We start from the raw sequence: 20,272 nt of genomic DNA, 5'->3' as shown, positions 1-20,272 counted from the left end.
TGCAGGATGAGGTCGAGAACCTTCGGCTCGATCCGGACAGGCGTGCCGGAGGCGAGCAGTTCGCGGGTCGCGGAATCGATGACGAAGGAGTCGAAGACAAATCTCACATCGCAACAATACCCCAGTCCTGACCGCTTTCACACGGGTCCCGCGCATCGCCGCAGGTTCCGCCAGAAATTCCCCAGACATTCCCAACGAAATTCCAAGGGCACCGGCAAGTTCTTGCCCTGGCGCAGGGTTATTCTGCCTTCACGGATCAAGGTTCAACGCGGGGCGCTGGGCGGAGGATCCGCCCAACCGACCGATCAGACATGGAAAGAGCGAGATGAACATCCAGACCGAAGTGAAGACCGCCGACAATGGCGTGGACGTCGAGGCCCTCTACGGAATCAAGAAGGCGCTGACCGACATGCCGCCCGCGGCGCAGTTCACCTGGCGCGCGAGCTGCGAATGGCTCGGCGGCGTCCACAGCAAATCGACCGTCGAGGGCTTCTTCGGCGCCGGCGCCGAGCAGTCGCACAAGGCGCCCTACAGCGTCGAGGCGGACCATCCGGGCGTCTTCGCCGCACCCGACAACGCCGCGACGCCGGTCGAGATCGTGCTCTCGGCGCTGGCGAGCTGCCTCACTGGCGGCGTGGCGGCGATCGCGCAGCACCGAGGCATCCAGCTGCACTCGGTCAAGGCGCAGGTGGAGGGTGACATGAACCTCCACGGCATCCTCGGGATCGACGCCGACGTCCGCAACGGCTTCAGCGCGATCCGCGTGACCTTCGAGGTCGAGGCCGATGCGAGCAAGGACGAGATCGCGGCGGTGATCGCCCAGTCGCAGAAGCGCTCGGCGGTCTTCGACATCATCACCAACCCCGGCAACGTGAAGGTGGCGCTCGCCTGACGGCGCGCCTCCCCCCGACAGAAAAGGACAGAATGCCATGCATGCCGACCTGACCATCACGCAGACCCGTTCGGGCCGCACCCTGATGGATCGCCTGGGAAGCTTCCTGGCGACCCTGCACTCCCGGCGCAATGCGCGCCGGGACATGGCCCGGCTGTCGCAGATGAGCGAGCAGATGCTGCGCGACATCGGCGTGACCCGCGACGAGCTGCATCACCTGGCGCAGACGCTCTATCGTCGCGCCTGAGCGCCTCCGGCGGCGCGGCCCGTCCGTTCCGCCCACCCCATCCGAATACCCGCCCTTTGCAGCCGCGGCGTCCCGAGCGCCGCGGCGGGAGCCGATCCATGAAACGCGTCACCACCATCGTCGTCGGAGCAGGCCAGTGCGGCCTCGCCATGAGCCACGCGCTGCGCCGGCACTCGGTCGATCACCTGGTGCTCGAGCGCGGCCGGATCGCCAACAGCTGGCGCACCGAGCGCTGGGACGGCCTGCGGCTGCTCACGCCGAACTGGATGAACGGCCTGGCGGGCCGGCCCTATCGCGGGCCGGATCCGGACAGTTTCATGACCTGCGGAGAATTCGCCGAAGACCTGACGCGCGCGGCGGCGCTCGATGGCGCGCCAGTGCTGCAGGAGACGCGCGTCCTCGCCCTCGATCCGCTCGGGGGCGGCTATAGGGTCCAGACCGACCAGGGCGCCATCGCCTGCGACAGCGTGGTGATCGCCAGCGGCGAATGCGCGCTCCCGCGGATCCCCGGCCTCGCCGGCGACCTGCCGCCGGGCGTGCTCCAGCTGACCCCCCAGAGCTACAAGCGGCCCGCCGACGTGCCCGAAGGCGGCGTGCTGGTCGTCGGCGCCGGGGCGAGCGGGCTCCAGATCGCCCGCGAGCTCGCGCTGGCCGGCCGGCGGGTCACGCTCGCCGTGGGCAATCACCTGCGCCTGCCGCGGCGGTATCGCGGCGCCGACATCCTGTGGTGGATGCACCGCCTGGGCGTGCTCGACCTGCCCCCTTCCGGGGAGGACGAACTCGATCGGTTGCGGCGCGCGCCCTCCCTGCCGCTTCTGGGCGACCCCTCCCATGCGGATATCGACCTCAACGGCCTCCAGGATCTCGGCATCGAAATCGTCGGGCGCCTCGCGGGTCTGACCGAGGGAAAGGCCTGGTTCTCGGGGTCGCTGGCCAATGCCTGCGCCAGCGCCGACCTCAAGCTCGCCCGGCTGCTCGACCGGATCGACGCCCATGCGGACAGAGCCGGCATCGATGCGCCGCCGGCCTGCCGGTTGCCGGCGACGAGAATTCCCGAGGCGCCGCGTCTGATGCTGCGGCTCGGCGAAGGCGGCATCGGCACGGTGGTCTGGGCGACCGGATACAGGCCCGACCATCGCTGGGTGAAGCTCCCGGTCTTCGACGGCAAGGGACGCATCCGCCACGACGGCGGCGTCGTCGGCGAGGGGATCTACGTGCTCGGCCTGCGGCATCTGCGCAGCGCGCGTTCGACCCATATCGCCGGAGCGCCCCGCGACGCGCGCGTGCTGGCGCGACACCTGACCGACCGCCTCGGCGGCCGGGCGGCGGCTTGAGGCGGGAGACCACGTGATGACACGGAAGCCCTATGACGCGGTGATCGTCGGCGCCCGGGTGGCCGGCGCGGCCACCGGGCTCGCGCTTGCGGCCGAGGGTGCCAGGGTCCTGATCCTGGACCGGGCGCCCGAGATCGGGGACACGCTCTCGACCCATGCCCTGATGCGGCCGGCCGTCGAGCTTCTTGCGCGCTGGGGCCTGCTCGACCGGCTGCTCGGCGCGGGCACGCCGCTGGTCCGCCAAGCGCAGTTCCACTACGGGGCCGAGCGGGTCACGGTTCCGGTCCGGCCGGGCCTTCTGGCCGAGGGGCTGATCGCGCCGCGCCGCTGGCTGCTCGACCGCGCCATCCTCGATGCCGCGGTCGCGGCCGGGGCCGAGCTCGCCCTCGGGAGCGAGGTCGAAGACTGTCTCCGCGGCGCCGATGGCCGCGTCGCCGGCGTCTCCCTGCGCGGGCCGGATGGCAGAGGCCACGAGATCCGCGCCAGCCTGGTGATCGGCGCCGACGGTCGTGCCTCGCGGATCGCGGAGGCCGTCGGCGCGGAGCCTCTCGCCGCGTCGCCCCACCGCGCGGCCACGGTCTACGGCTATTTCCCCGGCATCGAGAACCGGGGCTATCGCCTGTATTTCGGCGACGGGGTCTCGGCCGGCGCCTTCCCGACCAATGACGGCCTGCATTGCGTCTTCGCCACCTGCCCATCCGCGGCCTATGGGCGGCACTTCGCCGCTGATGCGCGGCGCGGCATGGCCGCGATCCTCGCGGGCTTCGATCCCGGCCTCGCCGAGAGCGTCCAGGCGGCTCCCGCCGAGCGGCCGCGCCGCTTCCCCGGCGCCCCGGGGCATCTGCGCGCGCGGACCGGCCGGGGCTGGGCGCTGGCGGGCGATGCCGCCTTCTTCAAGGATCCCGCCACCGCCCACGGCATCACCGACGCGCTGATGGATGCGGATGCCCTGTCGCGCGTCCTGATCCGGGACGGGAGGCCCGATGCCTACGGCCGCGCGCGGCAGGCGCAGTCGGTGCCGCTCTTCGCGGTCACGCAGAGGATCGCCAGCTTCGACTGGGATTTCGACGCGCTCAAGGCGCTCCACGAGACCCTCAGCGCCTGCATGAAATCCGAGAGCGCCGCCGTCGCAGCCGGCAGTGCGGCGCCATCCCGGCAACCGGAGCCGCGCCGCGCCGCCACGGCAAACGATCACGCCGATCCCCGGCAAACAATGGAGCCCTGCGATGCCTGACCGGATCCCCACGGGCCCTGCTGCGCCCGCGACAGCCGCGCGGACCCAACCCATGGCCCTGCGCTACTGGCTCGTCCTCCTGTCGATCGGGACGGCCTTCGGCGCCTCCTTCGCCTTCAACGCCGTCCTGCTGCACAGCTACGGGCCGCTGACCGTCTCGACCCTGCGCGTCGCGATCGGCGCCGCGGGATGCTGGGCCTTCGTGCTCGCGACCGGGCGCCGCGCGACATTCACGGGAAGGGGCTTCGCCGGGATCGCGATCCTCGGCGTCTTCCAGTTCGCCGCGCCCTTCGCGATCCTGCCGCTGGCGCAGCAGCACATCACCTCGTCGACCGCCGGCATCGCCAATGCGCTCACGCCGGTCGCCACGGTCCTCGTCGCGCATCTCTCGCGCGGCGGCGAGCGCGCGACGGCGGGCAAGCTCTGGGGCTGCGCGCTCGGCGTCGCCGGAATCGTCCTCCTGACGATGCGCGGTGCCGAAGCCGGCGGATCCGATCCACGCTTCGTGCTGGTCGCGCTGGCGGCACCCTTCTGCTACGGGATCGCGCTGAATTTCGTCCGCCGCTTCGCCGGGCTCGACCCGGTGGTCCTCATCGCCTGGGCGATGACCGGGGGCGCGCTCGCCATCGCCCCGGTCGCCCTTTCGGTGGAGGGGATCCCGGCGATGCCGGACCTCCGCGCGGCCGCGGCGCTGGCCACCATCGGAATCGGGCTCACCTCCGCGACCTTCATCGCGATGTATTCGATCCTTCCGGCGGTCGGGGCCACGAACCTGTCGCTCGTGACCTTCGTCGCGCCGATCTCGGCGACGTTCCTCGGCGTGCTCGCTTTCGGCGAGGCGCTCGGCCTCCATCAGCTGGGCGGCATGGCCCTGATCCTCGCGGGGCTCCTGACCATCGACGGGAGGCTCCTCCGCGCCCTCGTCCACCGCCGCCCCGTGACCATGCGGATCCGCGAGGCCCGTTCCCTCGAGACGGAGCGCCTGTCATGACCCGGCTCGCGATCCCCGCCCTGACTCTCGCGACCTTCGCGATCGGAACGACGGAGTTCGCCGTCCAGGGCCTGCTTCCCGAGATCGCCGCGGAACTCGGTGCGAGCGTCCCGCGGACCGGGCTGCTGATCACCGGCTATGCCCTGGGGGTCACGCTCGGCGGGCCGGTTCTGGCGCTGCTGGCCCAGGGGCTGGAGCGCCGGGCGACGCTCCTCGGCCTGATGGCCATCTTCATCGCGGGCAACGCGCTCTGCGCGCTCGCCCCGGACTACCCGTCGCTGATGGCGGCACGGATCGTCACGTCGTTCTGCCACGGGTCCTTCTTCGGAATCGGCTCGGTGGTCGCCGCCGGCATCGTGCCCGCCGACCGCAGGGCCCGTGCGGTCGCCATGATGTGGAGCGGGATCGCGGCGGCCAACGTCCTCGGCATTCCGGCCGGCACGGCGCTGGGACAGATGTCCGACTGGCGCCTGACCTTCTGGGCCGTGGCGCTGGTCGGCGGCGCCGCCATGATGGCGATGGCCCTGTGGCTGCCACGGGTCGGGCGCAGCACCGCCTCCGGGGTCGCGGGCGAGCTCGGCGAGCTCGCGCGGCCGCAGGTTCTCATGGCTCTGTCGCTGACCGTGTTCCTCTGCGGCGCCACGTTCTGCGTCTTCACCTTCATCGCACCGCTTCTCGCCGCGACCGCCTCGATCGCGCCGGGATCGCTGCCGGTCTATCTGGTGCTCTTCGGCATCGGCGGGGTCGTCGGGATGCAGCTCGGCGGCAGAATGGCCGACCGCAACCTCGCCGCCGCGATCTTCGGCGGGTTCGTCGCCCTGACAGGGGTGTTCCTGGTGATGTCCTGGGCGCTGCGATCACCTCTGCTCGCCGCGGCGGCCATGGTCGTCTGGGGCTTCGCCTTCTACTTCCCCGCCGCCGGCATCCAGGTCCGGGTCGTCGATGCGGCGCGGGGCGCGCCGAACCTCGCCTCGACCCTGGTCCAGTCGGGATTCAACCTCGGGAACGCGATCGGCCCGTCGATCGGCGCCGCCGCGCTCTCGGCCGGCATCGGCTATGCCGCGCTGCCGCTGATCGCGGCAGCGATGACGGCCGTCGCCGCGGGCATCGCGCTCCACTCCGCGGTACCGGGGAATGCGGCAGGCACCGCCGGCTTCTTCTCCCGGATGCCGGCGGCCACCCCCGACTCCGACCCCGAGCAGCCCTCCGTCCGCATCCGCCCGACCTGAAGGAAGACCGGCAATGCCCCGACACCACTCGATCCTCGACACGATCGGCAAGACGCCCGTCGTGCGCATCAACCGCCTCGCCCCGGATGGAATCGAGCTCTACGTCAAGCTCGAATCCTTCAACCCCATGGCCTCGGTCAAGGACCGGCTGGCGCTCGGCATCATCGATGCCGCGACCAAGGACGGCAGCCTGAAACCGGGCCAGACCGTCGTCGAGGCGACCTCCGGCAATACCGGCATCGGCCTCGCCATGGTCTGCGCCGCGCGCGGCCATCCGCTCGTCGTCACCATGTCCGAGAGCTTCTCGGTCGAGCGGCGCAAGCTGATGCGGATGCTCGGGGCCAGGGTCGTGCTGACACCCGCTTCCGAGAAGGGTTCGGGCATGCTGGCCAAGGCCCGCGCCCTCGCCGAAAGCCATGGCTGGTTCCTGGCGCGCCAGTTCGAGAACGAGGCCGGCCCGGACATCCACTCGCGCACCACCGCCGCCGAGATCCTCGCGGATTTCGAGGATGCGCCGCTCGACTGCTGGGTTTCCGGCTTCGGGACCGGCGGCACGCTGAAGGGCGTGGCGCGCGTGCTGAAGGCGCGGAGCCCGGGAACCCGGATCATCGTGGCCGAGCCCGAGAATGCGCCGCTCATGGGGTCGGGCCTCGCGCAGGCCTATCTTCCCGACGGGAGTCCGGCGGGCAGCCACCCGGCGTTCCGCCCGCATCCAATGCAGGGCTGGACACCGGATTTCATCCCGAAGCTCGTCGGCGACGTGATCGCCGGCGGGTTGGTCGACGAGATCCGGCCGGTCTCCGGCGACGACGCGCTGCGATGCGCGCGGGATCTGGCGCGAAGCGAAGGCATCCTCTGCGGCATCTCGGGCGGCGCGACGCTCGCCGCCGCGCTGGAAATCGCGAAGCGCTCGCCGGCGGGCACGCGGATCCTCGCGATGCTGCCCGATACCGGCGAGCGCTATCTCTCGACGCCGCTCTTCGCCGAGATCGGCGAGGCGATGGACGAGGAAGAGCAGGCGATCGCCGCCTCGACGCCGCGCCGCCGCCCCGACAGGGCGACCGTGCCGGCCGCGGCGGCAGCGCCCGCGCCATCGGCGCAGGCGCGCGCGGATCTGGAGCGGATCCTGGCCGATCCCGAGGAGCCGGTCGTGCTCTTCGCACTCGAATGGTGCGAGTTCTCCTGGTCCCTGCGCCGGCTCTTCGCGGAAGCGGGGATCGGGTTTCGCTCGATCGAGCTCGACGGGCCGCACTACAGGGAGAACGACCGGGGCGGCGATCTCCGCCGCGCGCTCGCGGAGCGGACCCGCGCCGCCACCATCCCGCAGGTCTTCGTCGGCGGGCAGCATGTCGGCGGCGCGACCGAGACCATGGACGCGATCCGTGACGGTCGGTTTCGTGCATGCCTGCAAGCCTGTGGCCGCGACATGCGCACGGACGGGATCGGCGATCCCCACAGCTTCCTGCCGACCTGGCTCCAGCCGCGTCCGGCACGGGCGGCAGGTCGGGGCTGAGGCATCAGGCGCCCAGGCCGACGATATGGTTGTCCCAGGCGCGGTCGCAGCGCGCCAGGGGGCGCGGCCTGCCGGCCTCGATCGCGATCAGGCCGCCGAGGCCGTCGCTGGCCAGGAGACCGTCGCGATGCGCCGCGAGCCCGCAGACATCCGTCCGCGAGACCGGCCCGAGGAAGTCGCCCTGCTCGGAGAAGCGATGGACCCGCCCGCCGCGCGGCGAGGTGATGGCGACCTCCGTCCCGTCGCCGCTGAAGGCGATGCTGCCGGCATAGCCCTGCATCGCCAGCTCATGGGCGAGCGGGGCCGGGGCGAGGCGCGCCGCCTCGCCGCGGCGGTGCAGGCCGAGGAGCGGCGGTGCGGCGCCCGCCTCCCCCTCCCATTGCATGGCGAAGGCGACCATGCCGTCGGACCGCACGGCGAGATGGCGGATCGAGTTCCGCCAGAGCGCCGCTTCCAGCGCGACCTTCTCCAGCAGCGTTCCGTCGAAGCCGAGATAGGCCAGGTTCGGGCGCATGGTGTCGATGTTGAGCTTGGTGCGGTCCGTGGGATCGGTGGCGATGCCGCCATTGGCCACGACCAGCGTCTCCCCGTCGGGCATCAGGCGCAGGTCGTGCGGCCCGATGCCCTGGGTCGGGACCTCGCCGATGCGGCGATATCCCGCCTCCACGTCCCAGATACCGATCACGCCCTCGCTGGTGTCGCTCCGCTGCTCGGCCGTGAAGAGGCGTGCGCCGGCTTCGGCGAAGACGCCGTGGCCGTTGAACTTCCGTCCCTCCGGCGGCGAGAGGCGCCGGCGCACCTCTCCCGTCGAGCAGTCGATGACGAGCGCGAAGGCGCCGGGACGGCGCGCGAAGGCCACCGCCTCGGCGCGGCGCGGATGGCCGGCGCCGGCATGGCCCCGCGCCGGGAGCGGCACGCGAAAGGTCTCGGCGCCGTCGCCGCGCAGCCCGAAGAGGGCGAAGCCGTCATCGGGCTCCTGCGCGGCGGCCAGATAGGCCGGGTTTCCCACGGAGGCCCAGCCGAGCTGGGGGGCGGTCCCGGCCGCCAGGAGGCCGGCGAGAAATCCACGGCGCGTCGTCATCGGTCAGTCTCCGTCCTGCGAGTTGAAGCCGGGCGCAATTCCGAGGGCGAGGCCGATCTCGGTCTCGATCGCCGCGCGCATCCGGCGCACGGCCTGTTGCAGGACCTCGACCCTGAGCCGCACCTGCGGGTCCTCGACGTCCTGGAACCCCGGGTCGGCGATGCGTCCGGCCACCGCCCGCACATGGTCGGCGGCGGCGTCGGTCTGCGGCAGGCCGTGCTCGGCCAGTGCCCGGGCGAGCCCCTGGGCGGCCTCGACCGCGAGCAGGACATCGCGAAGGCTGCGCCCCGAGCGCCATGCCTCGGCGCGCTTCGGGCGCGGCCGCTCGAAGCTGCCCATCGGCCGGCCGAGCCGCGTGTCGGCGGTGAATTCGAGGCCGGCCAGCAGCTGGGTGTAGAGCGCCCGGATCGCCTCGTCCTCGGTTAGATAGGTCGCGTTTCCCGCCTCTCCGGCGCTGGCGAGCACCGGCGCGAAATCCTCGGCCCAGGCGGTCTCCAGCGCCGCCGCCTGGAGGCCGAGATCCCCGGCGATCGCCTGCACGAGCCTGCAGGCATAATCGTCCGGGCCGTAGCCATCGAAGGCCGGGTCATAGAGCAGCATCTCGAGGGCGAAGAGCCCGCGCGCGGCGATCGAGACCTCTCCGTAGCCGGCCGGATCCCCGGCGATCGGATCCTCGGTAGCGATCAGGCCGGCGAGCGTGCGCGCGGTGAAGCCGCGGTCGTCGGGCCAGAAGGCGATCGAGAGCGCGCCGGTCTCCGACGGGCCGATGTGCAGGTCGGAAAGCGGCATCCAGGCGTCGAAGGCCGTCTGAAAGGCCGGACGGAGGCTTTCGGCCCGGCAATCCTCCTGCGCCGCGCGGTCCAGGCCCGCCGTTGCGGCGGAGAAATCCGCCAGGGCCGGCAGGATATGGCGGGAAAGGGCGTCACCGACACTCGCCGAAACGGGCGTGGCGGCGAGGGTCGCCAGGGCGAGGAGCGCGGCGCGCATCAAAGGCTCTCCAGGTATCGGATCAGGGCGGCACGATCGGCGGCCGGCATCTCGACGACCCGGTCGCGGGAAGGCTGCGCCTCGCCGCCGTGCCAGAGGATCGCCTCGAGCAGGCTCCGCGCCCGGCCGTCGTGCAGGAAGGTCTCGTGGCCGCTGACCTGCCCGGTCAGGCCGATCCCCCAGAGGGGCGCCGTCCGCCATTCGGTCCCGGTGGCGCGCGCCTCGGGGCGATCGTCGGCCAGACCCTCGCCCATGTCGTGCAGCAGCAGGTCCGTATAGGGCCAGATCAACTGAAAGCTCTGCTCGGGCCGGTCCTCGAGGCGGTAGGTCACGAAGCTCGGCTTGTGGCAGGCGGGGCAGCCCGCGCCGTAGAATGCCTGCTTGCCCTGCAACACCTGCGCGTCACCCGCGTCGCGCCGCGCCGGCACGCCGAGGTTGCGGCTGTAGAAGGTCACCAGATCGAGCCCGGCGGCGTCGAGCTCGTAGCCGTCCTGGCCGGCGTCGCCGCCGTGCGGCGCCGACCGGCATTCCGCCTGGCTTGCCGTGCAATCGCCCCATAGCGCGGGAAAGAGCGGGCTCGCTATGCCCATGTCGCCGGAGAACGCCGCCGCCGATTGCTGGCGGATCGTGGGCACCCCGGCCTTGTGCCCGAAGCGTCCCAGCATCGGCATGGCGTATTCGGCCGACCAGACGACGTTCGGCCGGCCCGAGATGCCGTCGCCGTCGCGATCCTCGGGATCGGCCGTCGCGAGGATGTCCGCGGCCGGGATCGCCTCGATGAGGCCCAGGCCGATCATCTGCGGCGCCACCCGCGGGCTGAGCATCGCATCGGGATGCAGCGGGCCATAGCCGAGGTCGGCGGCGCGATAGGTCGGGCGGCGCAGCCTGGCGGTCTCGCCTTCGGAGAGCTCGACCGTCGTCTCGTCAAAGGTGACGTCGAGCCGGTATTCCGCCGCCTGCCCCGCGGTCGCGAAATCCTGGAGCTGGCCGCCGTAGACCGGGTCCGGCGCGGTGGCGATGTAGTCGGCGACCTCCGCCATCGCGGGGTCGCCCGCGGCGGGGATCGAGACGCGCAGGAACATCGAGACGGCGGGCTCGTGCGGTCCCGAGGGCGGATGCCCGCGCCCGTCCTTGATGTGGCAGCTCTGGCAGGCGCGCGCATTGTAGAGCGGCCCGAGCCCGTCCGAGGCGAGCGTCGAGGACGGCGCCGAGACCCAGAGCTTGCGGAAGAGCCCGTTGCCGACCTTGAAGTCCAGCTCGCGCTCGAAGCTGATGTTCCCGGACGGATCGGAAAAGGCGTCCGCGGTGGTTCGCGCCCGCACCGTCGCCGCCCCGCCCGGCAATTCCTCGAAGGGCTGCGGCTGCGAGAAGTTGGTGGCCGGCGCGGTGACCGCGGCGATTCGCGTCGCCTCCTCGGCGGTGCGCGGGATGAATTTCAGGTGCGGATCCCCGAGGTCCTGTGCATCGGCGGCGCCGCCGAGCACAGCGAACCCGAGGGCGAGCCTACTCAGCCTCGTCCATCGACGAGGCGTTGAGGAGCGCATAGCGCTCGCCTCCGAGATTCTCGTAGAGGTCGATCTGGGTCTCGAGAAAATCGACATGTCCCTCTTCGTCGGCGAGCAATCCCTCGAACAGCTTCATCGAGACGTAGTCGCCGACCTTCTGGCAGTATTCGCGGGCTTCCTTGTAGAGCGCGCAGGCTTCCTGTTCGGCGGCCAGGTCGCAGTCGAGCGTCTCGCGCGGGTTCTGCCCGATCCTGAGCGGGTCGAGCTTCTGGAGGTTCGGATGGCCTTCGAGAAAGATCACGCGCTGGATCAGACTGTCGGCGTGGTTCATCTCCTCGATGCTCTCTTCCCGGCTCTTCTTCGCCATGTGTCCGAGGCCCCAGTCCTCCTGCAAACGATAGTGCAACCAGTACTGGCTAACGGCAGTCAGTTCAGAACGGATCGCACGGTTAAGGTAGTCGATTACTTTCTCGTCGCCCTTCATTTCGGTCCTCAAGTGTTTGTCCGCGCTGCCTGCTCAGGCCACGGAGTTGCATGGGGACCATCAGATTATCATTCTGGCGCATCGTGGAAAGGAATAGCTGCACGCAGGAGCCGCAATCCGCGGCCTTGCCCAGGGCTCGATAGACCTTTCCCGGCGTGATGATCGTGTCCGGGTCGGCGGCACGCATCCAGTCGATGGCCGCGTGCACGTCCGCGCTGCTGATTGCCTGGCAATGGCAGACGATCATCGGTAGGCGCCCGGGCTCACTGGAAAACCGCACTCGGATTGTCGAGGCTGTCCGATCCCTCGAAGGCGATGCTGTCGAGTCCCAGCGCCGTGACGATCCGTTCGATGCTGCGTGTCTGGTCGATCAGCCCGTTCACGCCGGCCATGACCAGCGCCTCGCCCTCGGCGTTGCCCTGTTCGAGCATCATGTCATAGGAAAATCCCCCCTCGGCGGCCGTCCGGATGGCCCCGAGCGCGGCCATCGTCGTGTCGAGCTTCGCGCGCATCTCGGCGTCGAGGCCCGGGTCGGTCGCGGCGACGAGGGCGGAGAGCGAGGGCCCCTCGACCACCGATCCGTCCGGGCGGGCGTAGCGGCCGAGATAGACGTTCTGCACCCCGAGCCCGTCGTAATAGTGGCTGTTGTGGGTGTTGTCGGAGAAGCAATCGTGCTCCTCTTCGGGGTCGTTCAGCATCAGGTCGAGCCGCATCCGCTCGCCCGCCTGCTCGCCGTAGGAAAGGCTGCCCATGCCGGTCAGGATCGCGACGAGGCCCGTGCCCTCGTCGGCGGTGACCGCCCCGCGCGCCGCGCCGCCCTCCGCCCATTCCGCCGCCATGAACTCGAGGTCGCTGACCAGCAGCGCTGCCGCCGCCTCGAGATAGGCCGCGCGGCGGTCGCAATTGCCGCCGGTGCAGCCTTCGCCCTGGACGAAGTCGGAATAGGGACGGTCGCCCGCCCCGGGTCCGGTGCCGTTCAAATCCTGCCCCCAGAGCAGGAATTCGATGGCGTGGTATCCGCGCGCCACGTTGGTCTCGATCCCGTCCGCCTCGTTGAGCGTCTCGGCGATCAGTTCCGGCGTGATCTCGCTGGCGTCCACCGCGACACCGGCGATGGTGATGGAGGGATTGGCGATGATGTTCAGGGCGGCGAGCTCGTTGGCATCGGTCGGCCCGCCGTAGGAGGCGTCGACATAGTCGATCAGCCCCTCGTCGAGCGGCCAGGCATTCACCTTGCCCTCCCAGTCGTCGACGATGGCATTGCCGAAACGAAAGACCTCGGTCTGCTGATAGGGCACGCGGGCCGCGAGCCAGGCCTCCCGGGCGCCCGCCAGCGTCGCCTCGGAGGGATCCGCGATCAGCGCGTCAACCGCGGCCTTGAGGTCCCGGGCCGCGTCCAGGCTGTCGGAATATTCCGCGGCGGCGATGTCGGCATAGGTCTGGAGAATGGCTGTCCGGCTGACTTCGGCATTGCCTTCCGTCGCGAGCCCGATCCCGAGGGCAAGCGCGCAGGTGGTGATTGCACAGGTCTTCATCGGATGGCGTTCCTTTTCCCTAGTGAAGGATCTTCGCGGTTGGCGGGGGCGGCTGCGCCGGACGCGCTCGAAGCGACATCCGCTTGAGCGCGAGGCCGAATGCCTCGGCACGGGCCAAGAGGCACATCGCGATATCGGCGCGAACGAGAATGGTCGCGATGAGCATCGCGTCTTCGCGGTCCCCTTCGCTGGCAAGAGCGACGAAGTTCGCGAAGCAGGCTTCGTCGGCGCCGATGCATTTGCAGGCGACATGATGCCGCATCAGCGGACGCCGGCCGTGGCGGGCGCAGAGATCGCAGAGCTCCTCGAAGGCGCGCATCGCGCTGCCACCCGCTTCCGGGCCGAGCGCCCTTGCAAAGTCTTCGCGCATCTGGGCTTGCGCCGCAGGTCCGTCGCACCAGCGGCGCAGGCAGATGACGGCACCGGCCGCGACGGCGTCAAGCTCGGCGACATGACCTACTGTGGCGCCGCCACGGGGAGGACGGATGGCGTTCATGACCCGCTGGTCACCTGGCCGGTGCCGCTCGGCCGAGGCCTGCGATGCGCAGGCGCCGGGTCCGGTCATGCAGCGCGGTGCGGGCCTCGTTTCCCCGGCCGGTCGGCAGTTTCACGTCGGGTGCCTCCGTGCGAATGGCCAGCGCTTCCCCGCGCTCCGATTCGAGGGCCGGTGGGGACAGCGCTGTAAAACTGAGTGAATCACTCGGATATGTCAACCTGAGTTCTTTCCTCAGGTTTGGATGGCAATGCCATCCAGCGCCACGGCCGCATCCGGCCGGGCGGAGGTCCGGTCGCCCCTGCGTCGGACCCGCGGTTCAGACGACCGATACGGTCATGGCCCCCAGCCCCTCGACCTCGATCTCCATCCTGTCGCCCCTTACCACCGGGCCGACGCCGGAGGGGGTGCCGGACAGGATGACATCGCCGGGGGCGAGCTCGAAGAACTCCGACAAATAGGAGATCATCTCCGGGACCTTCCAGATCATCTGGTTGAGGTCGCCCTCCTGGCGCAGCTCGCCGTTCACCTTGAGCGTGATCCGCCCGTGGTCCGGATGCCCGACCTCCGAGACCGGATGCACCGGCCCGACCGGCGCGGAGCGCTCGAAGGCCTTTCCGATCTCCCAGGGCCGGCCCTGCTTCTTCATCTCGCCCTGCAGGTCGCGCCGGGTCATGTCGAGCGAGAGCGCATAGCCGAAGACATGGTCGAGCGCCTCGTCGAGCGGGATGTCGCTGCCGCCCGATTTCAGCATGACCGCGATTTCCACCTCGTGATGGACGTCCGAGGATTTCGGCGGATAGGGGAACGCGCCGGAAGCATCGAGATTGTCGGGGTTCTTCTGGAAGAAGAACGGCGCCTCCCGGTCGGGATCGTGCCCCATCTCGATGGCATGGGCGGCGTAGTTGCGCCCGATGCAATAGACGCGCCGCACCGGAAAGAGCGCGTCGCTTCCGGCGACGGGAAGGGCAACGACAGGTGGCGTTGCGATTGCGAATTTCGACATCTCGGCCCCTCCGGCGTCCTGCTATCTCAGCTACCCCTACACCGCCACCCGGGACGGATCAATCGCCACCAATTGCCGGAAGTGGGGAGAATTGGTTTCCCATCGCGATTGATGTGGCCCATAATGGCTCAAGAGATCGAAATTGGTTGACCAATGGCCGGACCATGGATGCGCTGACACGGCAGGCCCCCGCAGAGCGCTTCGACGCCGTTTCGGCCCTGCGGGCGCTGATTGCCGACCGTCCCTACGCCCCCGGAGACCGGCTGCCTCCGGAGCGCGAGCTCATCGTCAGCCTCGGGATCAGCCGCGCCACCCTGCGCAAGGCGCTCGACGCGCTGGAGCGGGAGGGCGCCATCTGGCGGCACGTCGGCAAGGGCACCTTCGTCGCGGGCCAGACCGATGGCCGGCCGGCGGGCGGGCTCGGCATGCTCAGCCGGAGCCTCACGCCGGTCCGCATGATGCGGGCGCGCCTCTGCATCGAGCCCGCCATCGCGCGCGAGGCGGCGATCAACGCGTCCGAAGCGGCGATCGTCGGCATCAGGCGCGCGCAGGATCGCGCGAGGACCGCGCAGAGCTGGCGCGCCTACGAGGCCCAGGACGATGCGCTGCATCGGGCGATCGCGGAGGCGACGGACAACATCCTCCTGCTTTCCCTGTTCGACCAGCTCAATCAGGTCAGGCGCGCCGTGGCCTGGGACGCGGTCGTCCGCGTCTCGGACCGCCCGCCGGCGGAGCATCCCAGCTTCGCCGAGCACGACCGGATCGCCGCCGCGATCGCGGCGCGGGACCCGACGGCGGCGCAGGACGCCATGCGCCGGCATATCGGATCCGTCTCCGCGCGGCTCTTCGGGGAGGTCTGAAGGAGGCGATCGAAAACGGAGGGTCGAAACCGCGCGAAGCCGGGACCGTGAGGACAAGTCCAAGAAACCAAGCAATCTCTGGGAGGAGAAAATGAAGCATCAGATCATGAAGATCGCGGGAGCCGCGCTGGCGCTCGGGATGGCCGCGTCCACCGCGGCGGCCGACTCGATACGCATCGCCCTCGCCGAGACGCCCTCGCCGGAGATGGCGGCCTTCTTCGTGGCGCTCGATCGCGCGAAGGCCAACGGCCTCGACTATGAATGGACCGCCTTCTCGGACGAGGAACTGGCGATCCAGGCGGTGCTGAGCGGCCAGATGGATATCGGCTTCGGCACGCCCTATGCCGCCATGCAGCGCTCCAAGGCGCCGCTGCGCATCGTCTTCCAGCTCTCGAAGCTGAAGTTCTTCCCCGTCACCTCGAAGAAATACGGCGATCTCAAGGAACTCGACGGCGAGCCGATCCTTCTGCATTCACGCGGCGGCGGAACCGACTCGATCGCCAACGTCATCGAGGATCGGGTCGGAATCAAGTTCGGCGAGCGCTCCTACCTGCCCGGGTCGGAGAACCGGGTCGTGGCGCTGATCGCCGGCCAGGCCGACGCGACGATCCTGGATCTCGCCAGCAAGAACAAGATCATGGCGCAGGAACCCGACACGTTCAACGTCCTGCCCATGTTCGAGGTCGATGCCAGCGACGAGGCGCTCTTCGCCAATCTCGACTGGATCAAGAACAACGAGGAAGCGGTCGACATCTTCGTCGAGGCGCTGGTCAGCACCTGGCAGGACATGTTGGAGGATCCGACCATCATCAGCCGCGAGACCGATCCGGAGGGGCCGATCGGGCAGCTGCCTCAGGAGCTGCGCGACGGCATCGACGGATTCTACGCCGATGCGGTTGCCGGCGGGCTCTACGATCCCGATGGCGGCGGCCGGAAGGCGGCCATGGCGGACATGGAATGGTATTCGGCGGCCGGCCAGCTAGACGGGGATCCCTCGACGCTGAACATCGAGGACTTCTGGTACCTCGCGCCGCTCGACGCCGCAATGAACTGAGCCGGAAGCGACCGGGTCACCGGCCGACCCTCCGGTGACCGGGCCGCTCGGGCTCGCCGACGGGATCCGCGCATGATGCCGCAACGCTCACTGATGCTGACGCTTCTCTCGGCCGCGATCGTGTTCGGCGCCTGGCAGATCGCGGGGATGATCCCCGTCAGCTATGCCTTCCCGACCTTCCTCGAGACCATGGCGGCGCTCATGCGCATGATCCTCGACGGAACCCTCTTCGTGGCCTTCGGCGAGACGCTGAAGCCCCTTCTGGTGGGCATCGCCATCTCGGCCGCGCTCGGGATCGGGCTGGGGCTCTGGATCGGCCTGAGCGGCTGGTTCGACTGGCTGTTCTCGCCCATCTTCATCGTCATGCAGGCGGCGCCCCTGGCGGCGCTGATCCCGCTTCTGGTGATGGTCTACGGGATCGGGCTGACCTCGAAGGTCTTCGTGGTCTGCATCATGGCCATGCCGGTGATCGTCCTCAACACGAGCGGCGCGGTGCGCAACACGCCCTCCTCGCTCAAGGAGATGGGGCGCTCGTTCCTCGGCAGCGAGCGGGACATCGTGCTCAAGATCATCCTGCCGGCCGCATCGCCGATCATCTTCTCCGGCCTTCGGCTCGGGGTGTCGGCCGGGTTCATCGGCGCGGTGCTCGCCGAGCTGAAGATCACGCCGACGGGTGTCGGCGACATCATCAGCTACAGCCGGTCCATCGCCGATTATCCGAGCATGTACGCGGCGATCTTCTCCATCATCCTGCTCGCGGTCCTGTTCCTGAACCTACTCGAGCGGCTCGAAGACTTCCTCTTCGAAGGAAACAACCGTGGCTATGCCTCAGATACCTAGGGCACATCCCGTGCAGGCGCCCGCGCCGGACTTCGCGGTCACCGCGCGCCGCATCTCCAAGAACTATGGCGCGGTCGAGGCGCTCAGGAACCTGTCGCTGGACTTCCCGCGCGGGCAGCTGACCTCCCTGCTCGGCCCTTCGGGCTGCGGCAAGACCACCCTGCTCAAGATCATCGCCGGCCTGCTGGAGCCGACCTCCGGCGAGGTCGAGGTCAACGGAAAGGCCGTCACCGGACCGGGTCCGGACCGGGCCTTCGTGTTCCAGGACTTCGCGCTGCTGCCCTGGGCCAACGTCCTGCGCAACGTCGCCTTCGGCCTCGAGCTCCGCGGCGTGGCGCGGTCCGAGCGCGAGGCGATTGCCGAGGGATACATCCGCAACGTCGGGCTCGCCGGCTTCGAGGCCAGCTATCCGCACGAGCTCTCGGGGGGCATGCGCCAGAGGGTCGGGCTCGCGCGCGCCCTCTCGGTCGATGCGCAGGTGCTGCTCATGGACGAGCCCTTCTCGGCGGTTGACGAGCAGGCCCGCCGCAAGTTCCAGGAGGATCTGCTGGCGCTGGTGCAGCGGGAGGCCAAGACCTTCATCTTCGTGACCCATTCGATCGAGGAGGCGGTCTATGTCTCCGACCAGATCGCGATCCTCCTGCCCCGGCCGAGCCGGGTCTCCGAGATCATCCGCCCCGGCGGCTTCCGCAAGAAGGGCGCCGACCAGATCCGCCGCGATCCCGAATATCTCGACATCGTCGACGAGATCTGGGCCTCGCTGCGCAGCTACGTGGAGTAGGACGGCCATGACGATTTACGGCTACCGCTTGCCGGCCATGTCCTCGCTCGTCCTCTGGGCGGTGCTCTGGGAGATCGTCGGGCGCTCGGGGCTCACCTTCTTCATCCCGCCGCTCAGCGAGGTCCTGCAGACGCTGTTCCAGATCGTCGGCACGCCGGCCTTCCAGAACGCCCTGACGGAGACCGTCGTCGCGTTTCTCGCAGGCATCCTCGCCGCCGTGACGATCGGCATCCCCGTGGGCATCCTGATGGGCAAGAGCCGTCTCGTGGACGAGTTGCTGCTGCCCTGGGTGAACATGTTCCTCAGCGCGCCGCTGACGGCGCTGGTGCCGGTACTGATGGTGCTCTTCGGGTTCGGGATGAAGTCGATCGTCATCACCACGACGCTCTTCGCCATCTGGATCATCATCCTGAACTCCCGCGCCGGCGTGAAGCAGATCGACCGGTCCCTGGTGGAGATGGCGCGATGCTTCGGCGCCTCGCCCCTCGACGCCTTCTACAAGGTCTATTTCTGGGCCGCGCTGCCCGAGATCCTGGGCGGCGTGCGGATCGGCGTGATCCGGGGCGTCAAGGGCGTGATCATCGGCCAGCTGCTGATCTCGGTCGTCGGGTTCGGGGCGCTGTTCGAGCTCTATTCCTCCAATTTCCTGATGTCGCATTTCTGGGCGGTGCTGCTCGTGCTCTTCGCGATGGCCTTCGCGCTGTCGGAACTGCTCGCCCATCTGGAGCGCCGCGTGTCCTACTACGCCGCGAAGCGGTGAAAGGACCTTCCTCCGAGCGACTCGGCCCGTGGACGTCGAGCTTGCCCGGGCGCGGCAACCGGTCACGTGCTCTCGGCGCGCCGGCCATGGGCGGCGTTTCACGATGAAACGCTGGCCAATAGGTTGTTATTACACAGATTTTCGAGATGTCATTCCAGAGACCTGTGCGCCAATAGCGCCGGGGCGTTCAGCTGATCCCGGGCGAGGGCTTCGGGTAGGGAGGCGCCGGCTGGGAAGGCTTTTGCTGCTGGGTCGGGGCGTTGGGTTCCTTGCCGGGCGCGCCGGGACCGGGTCAGGCGGGCTGCGGACGCGCCAGGGTAGCGCGCGGCGCAGGTTGTAGGCGATGAAGGTCGGGTGGACCTGCAGCGACACCCGTGGTCGGCCCAGGTAGCGCGCCCGGGCGAGGCCGTAGCTGCGCTTGGCGGTGCCGAACACCTTCTCGATCCAGCAGCGCACCGGGTGGATCGTGGCGTTCCACGCGCGCTTGACCCCGGGCATCGTGACCGCATCAGGCCACGGTCCAATTTCGGGCACAGGATCCCCCATGACGGCGCCGGCCGGCACCGCCAAACTTCGTTCTTGAACTGACCGACCGATTATGACATCGGTGTCATGACATCGGTGTCAACGGTCGAATCACTTGGGGGGAAGTGAGCCTGTGTCGACGATCTACGACGTGGCGAAGCGGGCTGGCGTCTCGCCCAAGACCGTCAGCCGGTTCTTGAACGGCGATGCGCCGGTCGGCCGGTCCACCAGGGACAAGGTCGAGCGCGCGATCGCCGAGCTGGGATATGTCCCCTCCTCCGCCGCTCGCACCATGCGGTCGAATCGCTCCGGCCTGGTCGGCCTGATCACCGGAGCAATCACCCTGACCCCGAGACGCATGGCCCTCGGCGGCCTGCCGGACATCGAGATCGTCCAGGGCATCCTGCGCGAGCTCGAGGAGAGCGGGCTGACGCTCCTCATCTCCGATACCGGCGGCAAGTCGGAACGCATTCCCAACCTGATCCGCACCTTCCAGGAGCACCGGGTCGAGGGGATCATCTTCGTCGCCGACCACCACATGAAGGTCACCCTGCCCGGGATCGCCGGCGACACGAAGCTGGTCCTGGCCAATTGCTTCGACGACGCGGGCAGCCCGGCGGTACTGCCCAACGACCGCTCCGGCCAGAAGGCGCTGACGGAAGGGCTGATCGCGCGCGGGCATCGCAGGATCGCCTATCTGACGCTCGGCCCCGAGATGAAAGCGACACGATTGCGGGTTGCCGGATACCGCGATGCGCTCGCCATCGCCGGCATCCCCTTCGACCCGGCCCTGGTCACGGCGGCGAACCTCTCGGCGGACGACCATCTGGCCGAGGAGCAGCTGCTCTGGGACGCGCTCGACCGGGGGCTGACGATCGAGGATCCGCCGACGGTTCTCTGCCTCGGCAACGACCGCATGGC

22 protein-coding genes and 1 pseudogene are annotated in these 20,272 nt (G+C 69.5%); 14 read left to right on the top strand and 9 right to left on the bottom strand.

The genetic code is table 11. From position 1 onward, the window contains the following. Positions 1-325: 325 nt before the first annotated feature. The 8 genes and pseudogenes from V7050_RS06840 to V7050_RS06805 all read left to right on the top strand — a co-directional run bounded on the left by V7050_RS06840 (position 326) and on the right by V7050_RS06805 (position 7,440). Entirely contained in the window at positions 326-892 is a 567-nt protein-coding gene (locus tag V7050_RS06840) for an OsmC family protein (RefSeq protein ID WP_324367071.1), read from the top strand. Positions 893-929: 37 nt separating this feature from the next. Beyond that, positions 930-1,139 carry a DUF1127 domain-containing protein gene (locus V7050_RS06835; RefSeq protein WP_324367074.1) on the top strand — a complete coding sequence of 70 codons (210 nt, stop codon included), beginning with the start codon at positions 930-932 and terminating at the stop codon, positions 1,137-1,139. Between the two features lie 98 nt (positions 1,140-1,237). Further along, entirely contained in the window at positions 1,238-2,473 is a 1,236-nt protein-coding gene (locus V7050_RS06830) for an NAD(P)-binding domain-containing protein (protein ID WP_324367076.1), read from the top strand. A gap of 16 nt (positions 2,474-2,489) precedes the next feature. Beyond that, positions 2,490-3,707 (top strand): NAD(P)/FAD-dependent oxidoreductase, encoded by a 1,218-nt coding sequence (locus V7050_RS06825; protein WP_324367078.1) that lies wholly within the window; start codon positions 2,490-2,492, stop codon positions 3,705-3,707. A 52-nt stretch (positions 3,708-3,759) separates the two neighbouring features. Then, on the top strand, positions 3,760-4,698 hold the full coding sequence (locus V7050_RS06820; RefSeq protein ID WP_324367080.1) for a DMT family transporter: 939 nt from the start codon (positions 3,760-3,762) through the stop codon (positions 4,696-4,698). Next, positions 4,695-5,927 carry an MFS transporter gene (locus V7050_RS06815; protein ID WP_324367082.1) on the top strand — a complete coding sequence of 411 codons (1,233 nt, stop codon included), beginning with the start codon at positions 4,695-4,697 and terminating at the stop codon, positions 5,925-5,927. Before V7050_RS06820 ends, V7050_RS06815 begins: the two co-directional genes overlap by 4 nt. Before the next feature lie 13 nt (positions 5,928-5,940). After that, a pseudogene (gene cysK / locus V7050_RS06810) lies at positions 5,941-6,966 on the top strand (cysteine synthase A); the annotation flags it as partial. A 24-nt stretch (positions 6,967-6,990) separates the two neighbouring features. Further along, positions 6,991-7,440, top strand: a complete 450-nt coding sequence (locus V7050_RS06805) for a glutaredoxin domain-containing protein (RefSeq protein ID WP_324374533.1) — start codon at positions 6,991-6,993, stop codon at positions 7,438-7,440. Positions 7,441-7,444: 4 nt separating this feature from the next. On the opposite strand, the gene V7050_RS06800 is transcribed toward V7050_RS06805, so the two are convergent. The 8 genes from V7050_RS06800 to V7050_RS06765 all read right to left on the bottom strand — a co-directional run bounded on the left by V7050_RS06800 (position 7,445) and on the right by V7050_RS06765 (position 14,531). Further along, positions 7,445-8,521 carry a DUF1513 domain-containing protein gene (locus V7050_RS06800; RefSeq protein WP_324410414.1) on the bottom strand — a complete coding sequence of 359 codons (1,077 nt, stop codon included), beginning with the start codon at positions 8,519-8,521 and terminating at the stop codon, positions 7,445-7,447. A 3-nt stretch (positions 8,522-8,524) separates the two neighbouring features. Next, entirely contained in the window at positions 8,525-9,508 is a 984-nt protein-coding gene (locus tag V7050_RS06795) for an imelysin family protein (RefSeq protein ID WP_324367086.1), read from the bottom strand. After that, on the bottom strand, positions 9,508-11,052 hold the full coding sequence (locus V7050_RS06790) for a di-heme oxidoreductase family protein (RefSeq protein ID WP_324367088.1): 1,545 nt from the start codon (positions 11,050-11,052) through the stop codon (positions 9,508-9,510). Before V7050_RS06790 ends, V7050_RS06795 begins: the two co-directional genes overlap by 1 nt. After that, positions 11,012-11,497, bottom strand: coding sequence for a bacterioferritin (gene bfr, locus V7050_RS06785; RefSeq protein ID WP_324367090.1), 486 nt, complete (start codon positions 11,495-11,497; stop codon positions 11,012-11,014). Before bfr ends, V7050_RS06790 begins: the two co-directional genes overlap by 41 nt. Continuing rightward, on the bottom strand, positions 11,463-11,744 hold the full coding sequence (locus tag V7050_RS06780) for a (2Fe-2S)-binding protein (RefSeq protein WP_324367092.1): 282 nt from the start codon (positions 11,742-11,744) through the stop codon (positions 11,463-11,465). Before V7050_RS06780 ends, bfr begins: the two co-directional genes overlap by 35 nt. Before the next feature lie 16 nt (positions 11,745-11,760). Beyond that, positions 11,761-13,032, bottom strand: coding sequence for an imelysin family protein (locus V7050_RS06775; protein WP_324410411.1), 1,272 nt, complete (start codon positions 13,030-13,032; stop codon positions 11,761-11,763). A gap of 19 nt (positions 13,033-13,051) precedes the next feature. After that, a complete protein-coding gene (locus V7050_RS06770; protein ID WP_324367096.1) occupies positions 13,052-13,528 on the bottom strand; it encodes a hypothetical protein in 477 nt (158 codons plus the stop codon). Positions 13,529-13,844: 316 nt separating this feature from the next. Next, on the bottom strand, positions 13,845-14,531 hold the full coding sequence (locus V7050_RS06765; RefSeq protein ID WP_324367098.1) for a fumarylacetoacetate hydrolase family protein: 687 nt from the start codon (positions 14,529-14,531) through the stop codon (positions 13,845-13,847). A gap of 146 nt (positions 14,532-14,677) precedes the next feature. On the opposite strand from V7050_RS06765, the gene V7050_RS06760 reads away from it, so the two are divergent. The 5 genes from V7050_RS06760 to V7050_RS06740 all read left to right on the top strand — a co-directional run bounded on the left by V7050_RS06760 (position 14,678) and on the right by V7050_RS06740 (position 18,826). Beyond that, entirely contained in the window at positions 14,678-15,391 is a 714-nt protein-coding gene (locus tag V7050_RS06760) for a FadR/GntR family transcriptional regulator (protein WP_324367101.1), read from the top strand. A 91-nt stretch (positions 15,392-15,482) separates the two neighbouring features. After that, complete coding sequence (locus tag V7050_RS06755; protein WP_324367103.1) at positions 15,483-16,445, top strand: ABC transporter substrate-binding protein; 963 nt, start codon at positions 15,483-15,485, stop codon at positions 16,443-16,445. A 72-nt stretch (positions 16,446-16,517) separates the two neighbouring features. Beyond that, positions 16,518-17,285: an ABC transporter permease gene (locus tag V7050_RS06750; RefSeq protein ID WP_324374528.1), complete on the top strand. Its 768-nt coding sequence runs from the start codon at positions 16,518-16,520 to the stop codon at positions 17,283-17,285. Then, positions 17,269-18,066, top strand: coding sequence for an ABC transporter ATP-binding protein (locus V7050_RS06745; RefSeq protein WP_324410416.1), 798 nt, complete (start codon positions 17,269-17,271; stop codon positions 18,064-18,066). Before V7050_RS06750 ends, V7050_RS06745 begins: the two co-directional genes overlap by 17 nt. 7 nt (positions 18,067-18,073) lie before the next feature. Beyond that, entirely contained in the window at positions 18,074-18,826 is a 753-nt protein-coding gene (locus tag V7050_RS06740; RefSeq protein WP_324367948.1) for an ABC transporter permease, read from the top strand. Positions 18,827-18,955: 129 nt separating this feature from the next. On the opposite strand, the gene V7050_RS21010 is transcribed toward V7050_RS06740, so the two are convergent. Beyond that, on the bottom strand, positions 18,956-19,324 hold the full coding sequence (locus tag V7050_RS21010; protein ID WP_442885519.1) for a transposase: 369 nt from the start codon (positions 19,322-19,324) through the stop codon (positions 18,956-18,958). A 160-nt stretch (positions 19,325-19,484) separates the two neighbouring features. Here V7050_RS21010 and V7050_RS06735 point away from each other — a divergent pair. Beyond that, on the top strand, positions 19,485-20,272 hold a 788-nt coding region (locus V7050_RS06735), incomplete at its 3' end, for a LacI family DNA-binding transcriptional regulator (RefSeq protein ID WP_324410409.1).

It is taken from the genome of Amaricoccus sp. (assembly GCF_036846665.1).
Classification (GTDB): Bacteria; Pseudomonadota; Alphaproteobacteria; order Rhodobacterales; family Rhodobacteraceae; genus Amaricoccus.
Note: the sequence above shows the minus strand (reverse complement) of the source record. Positions and strands in the feature narration are given on the sequence as shown.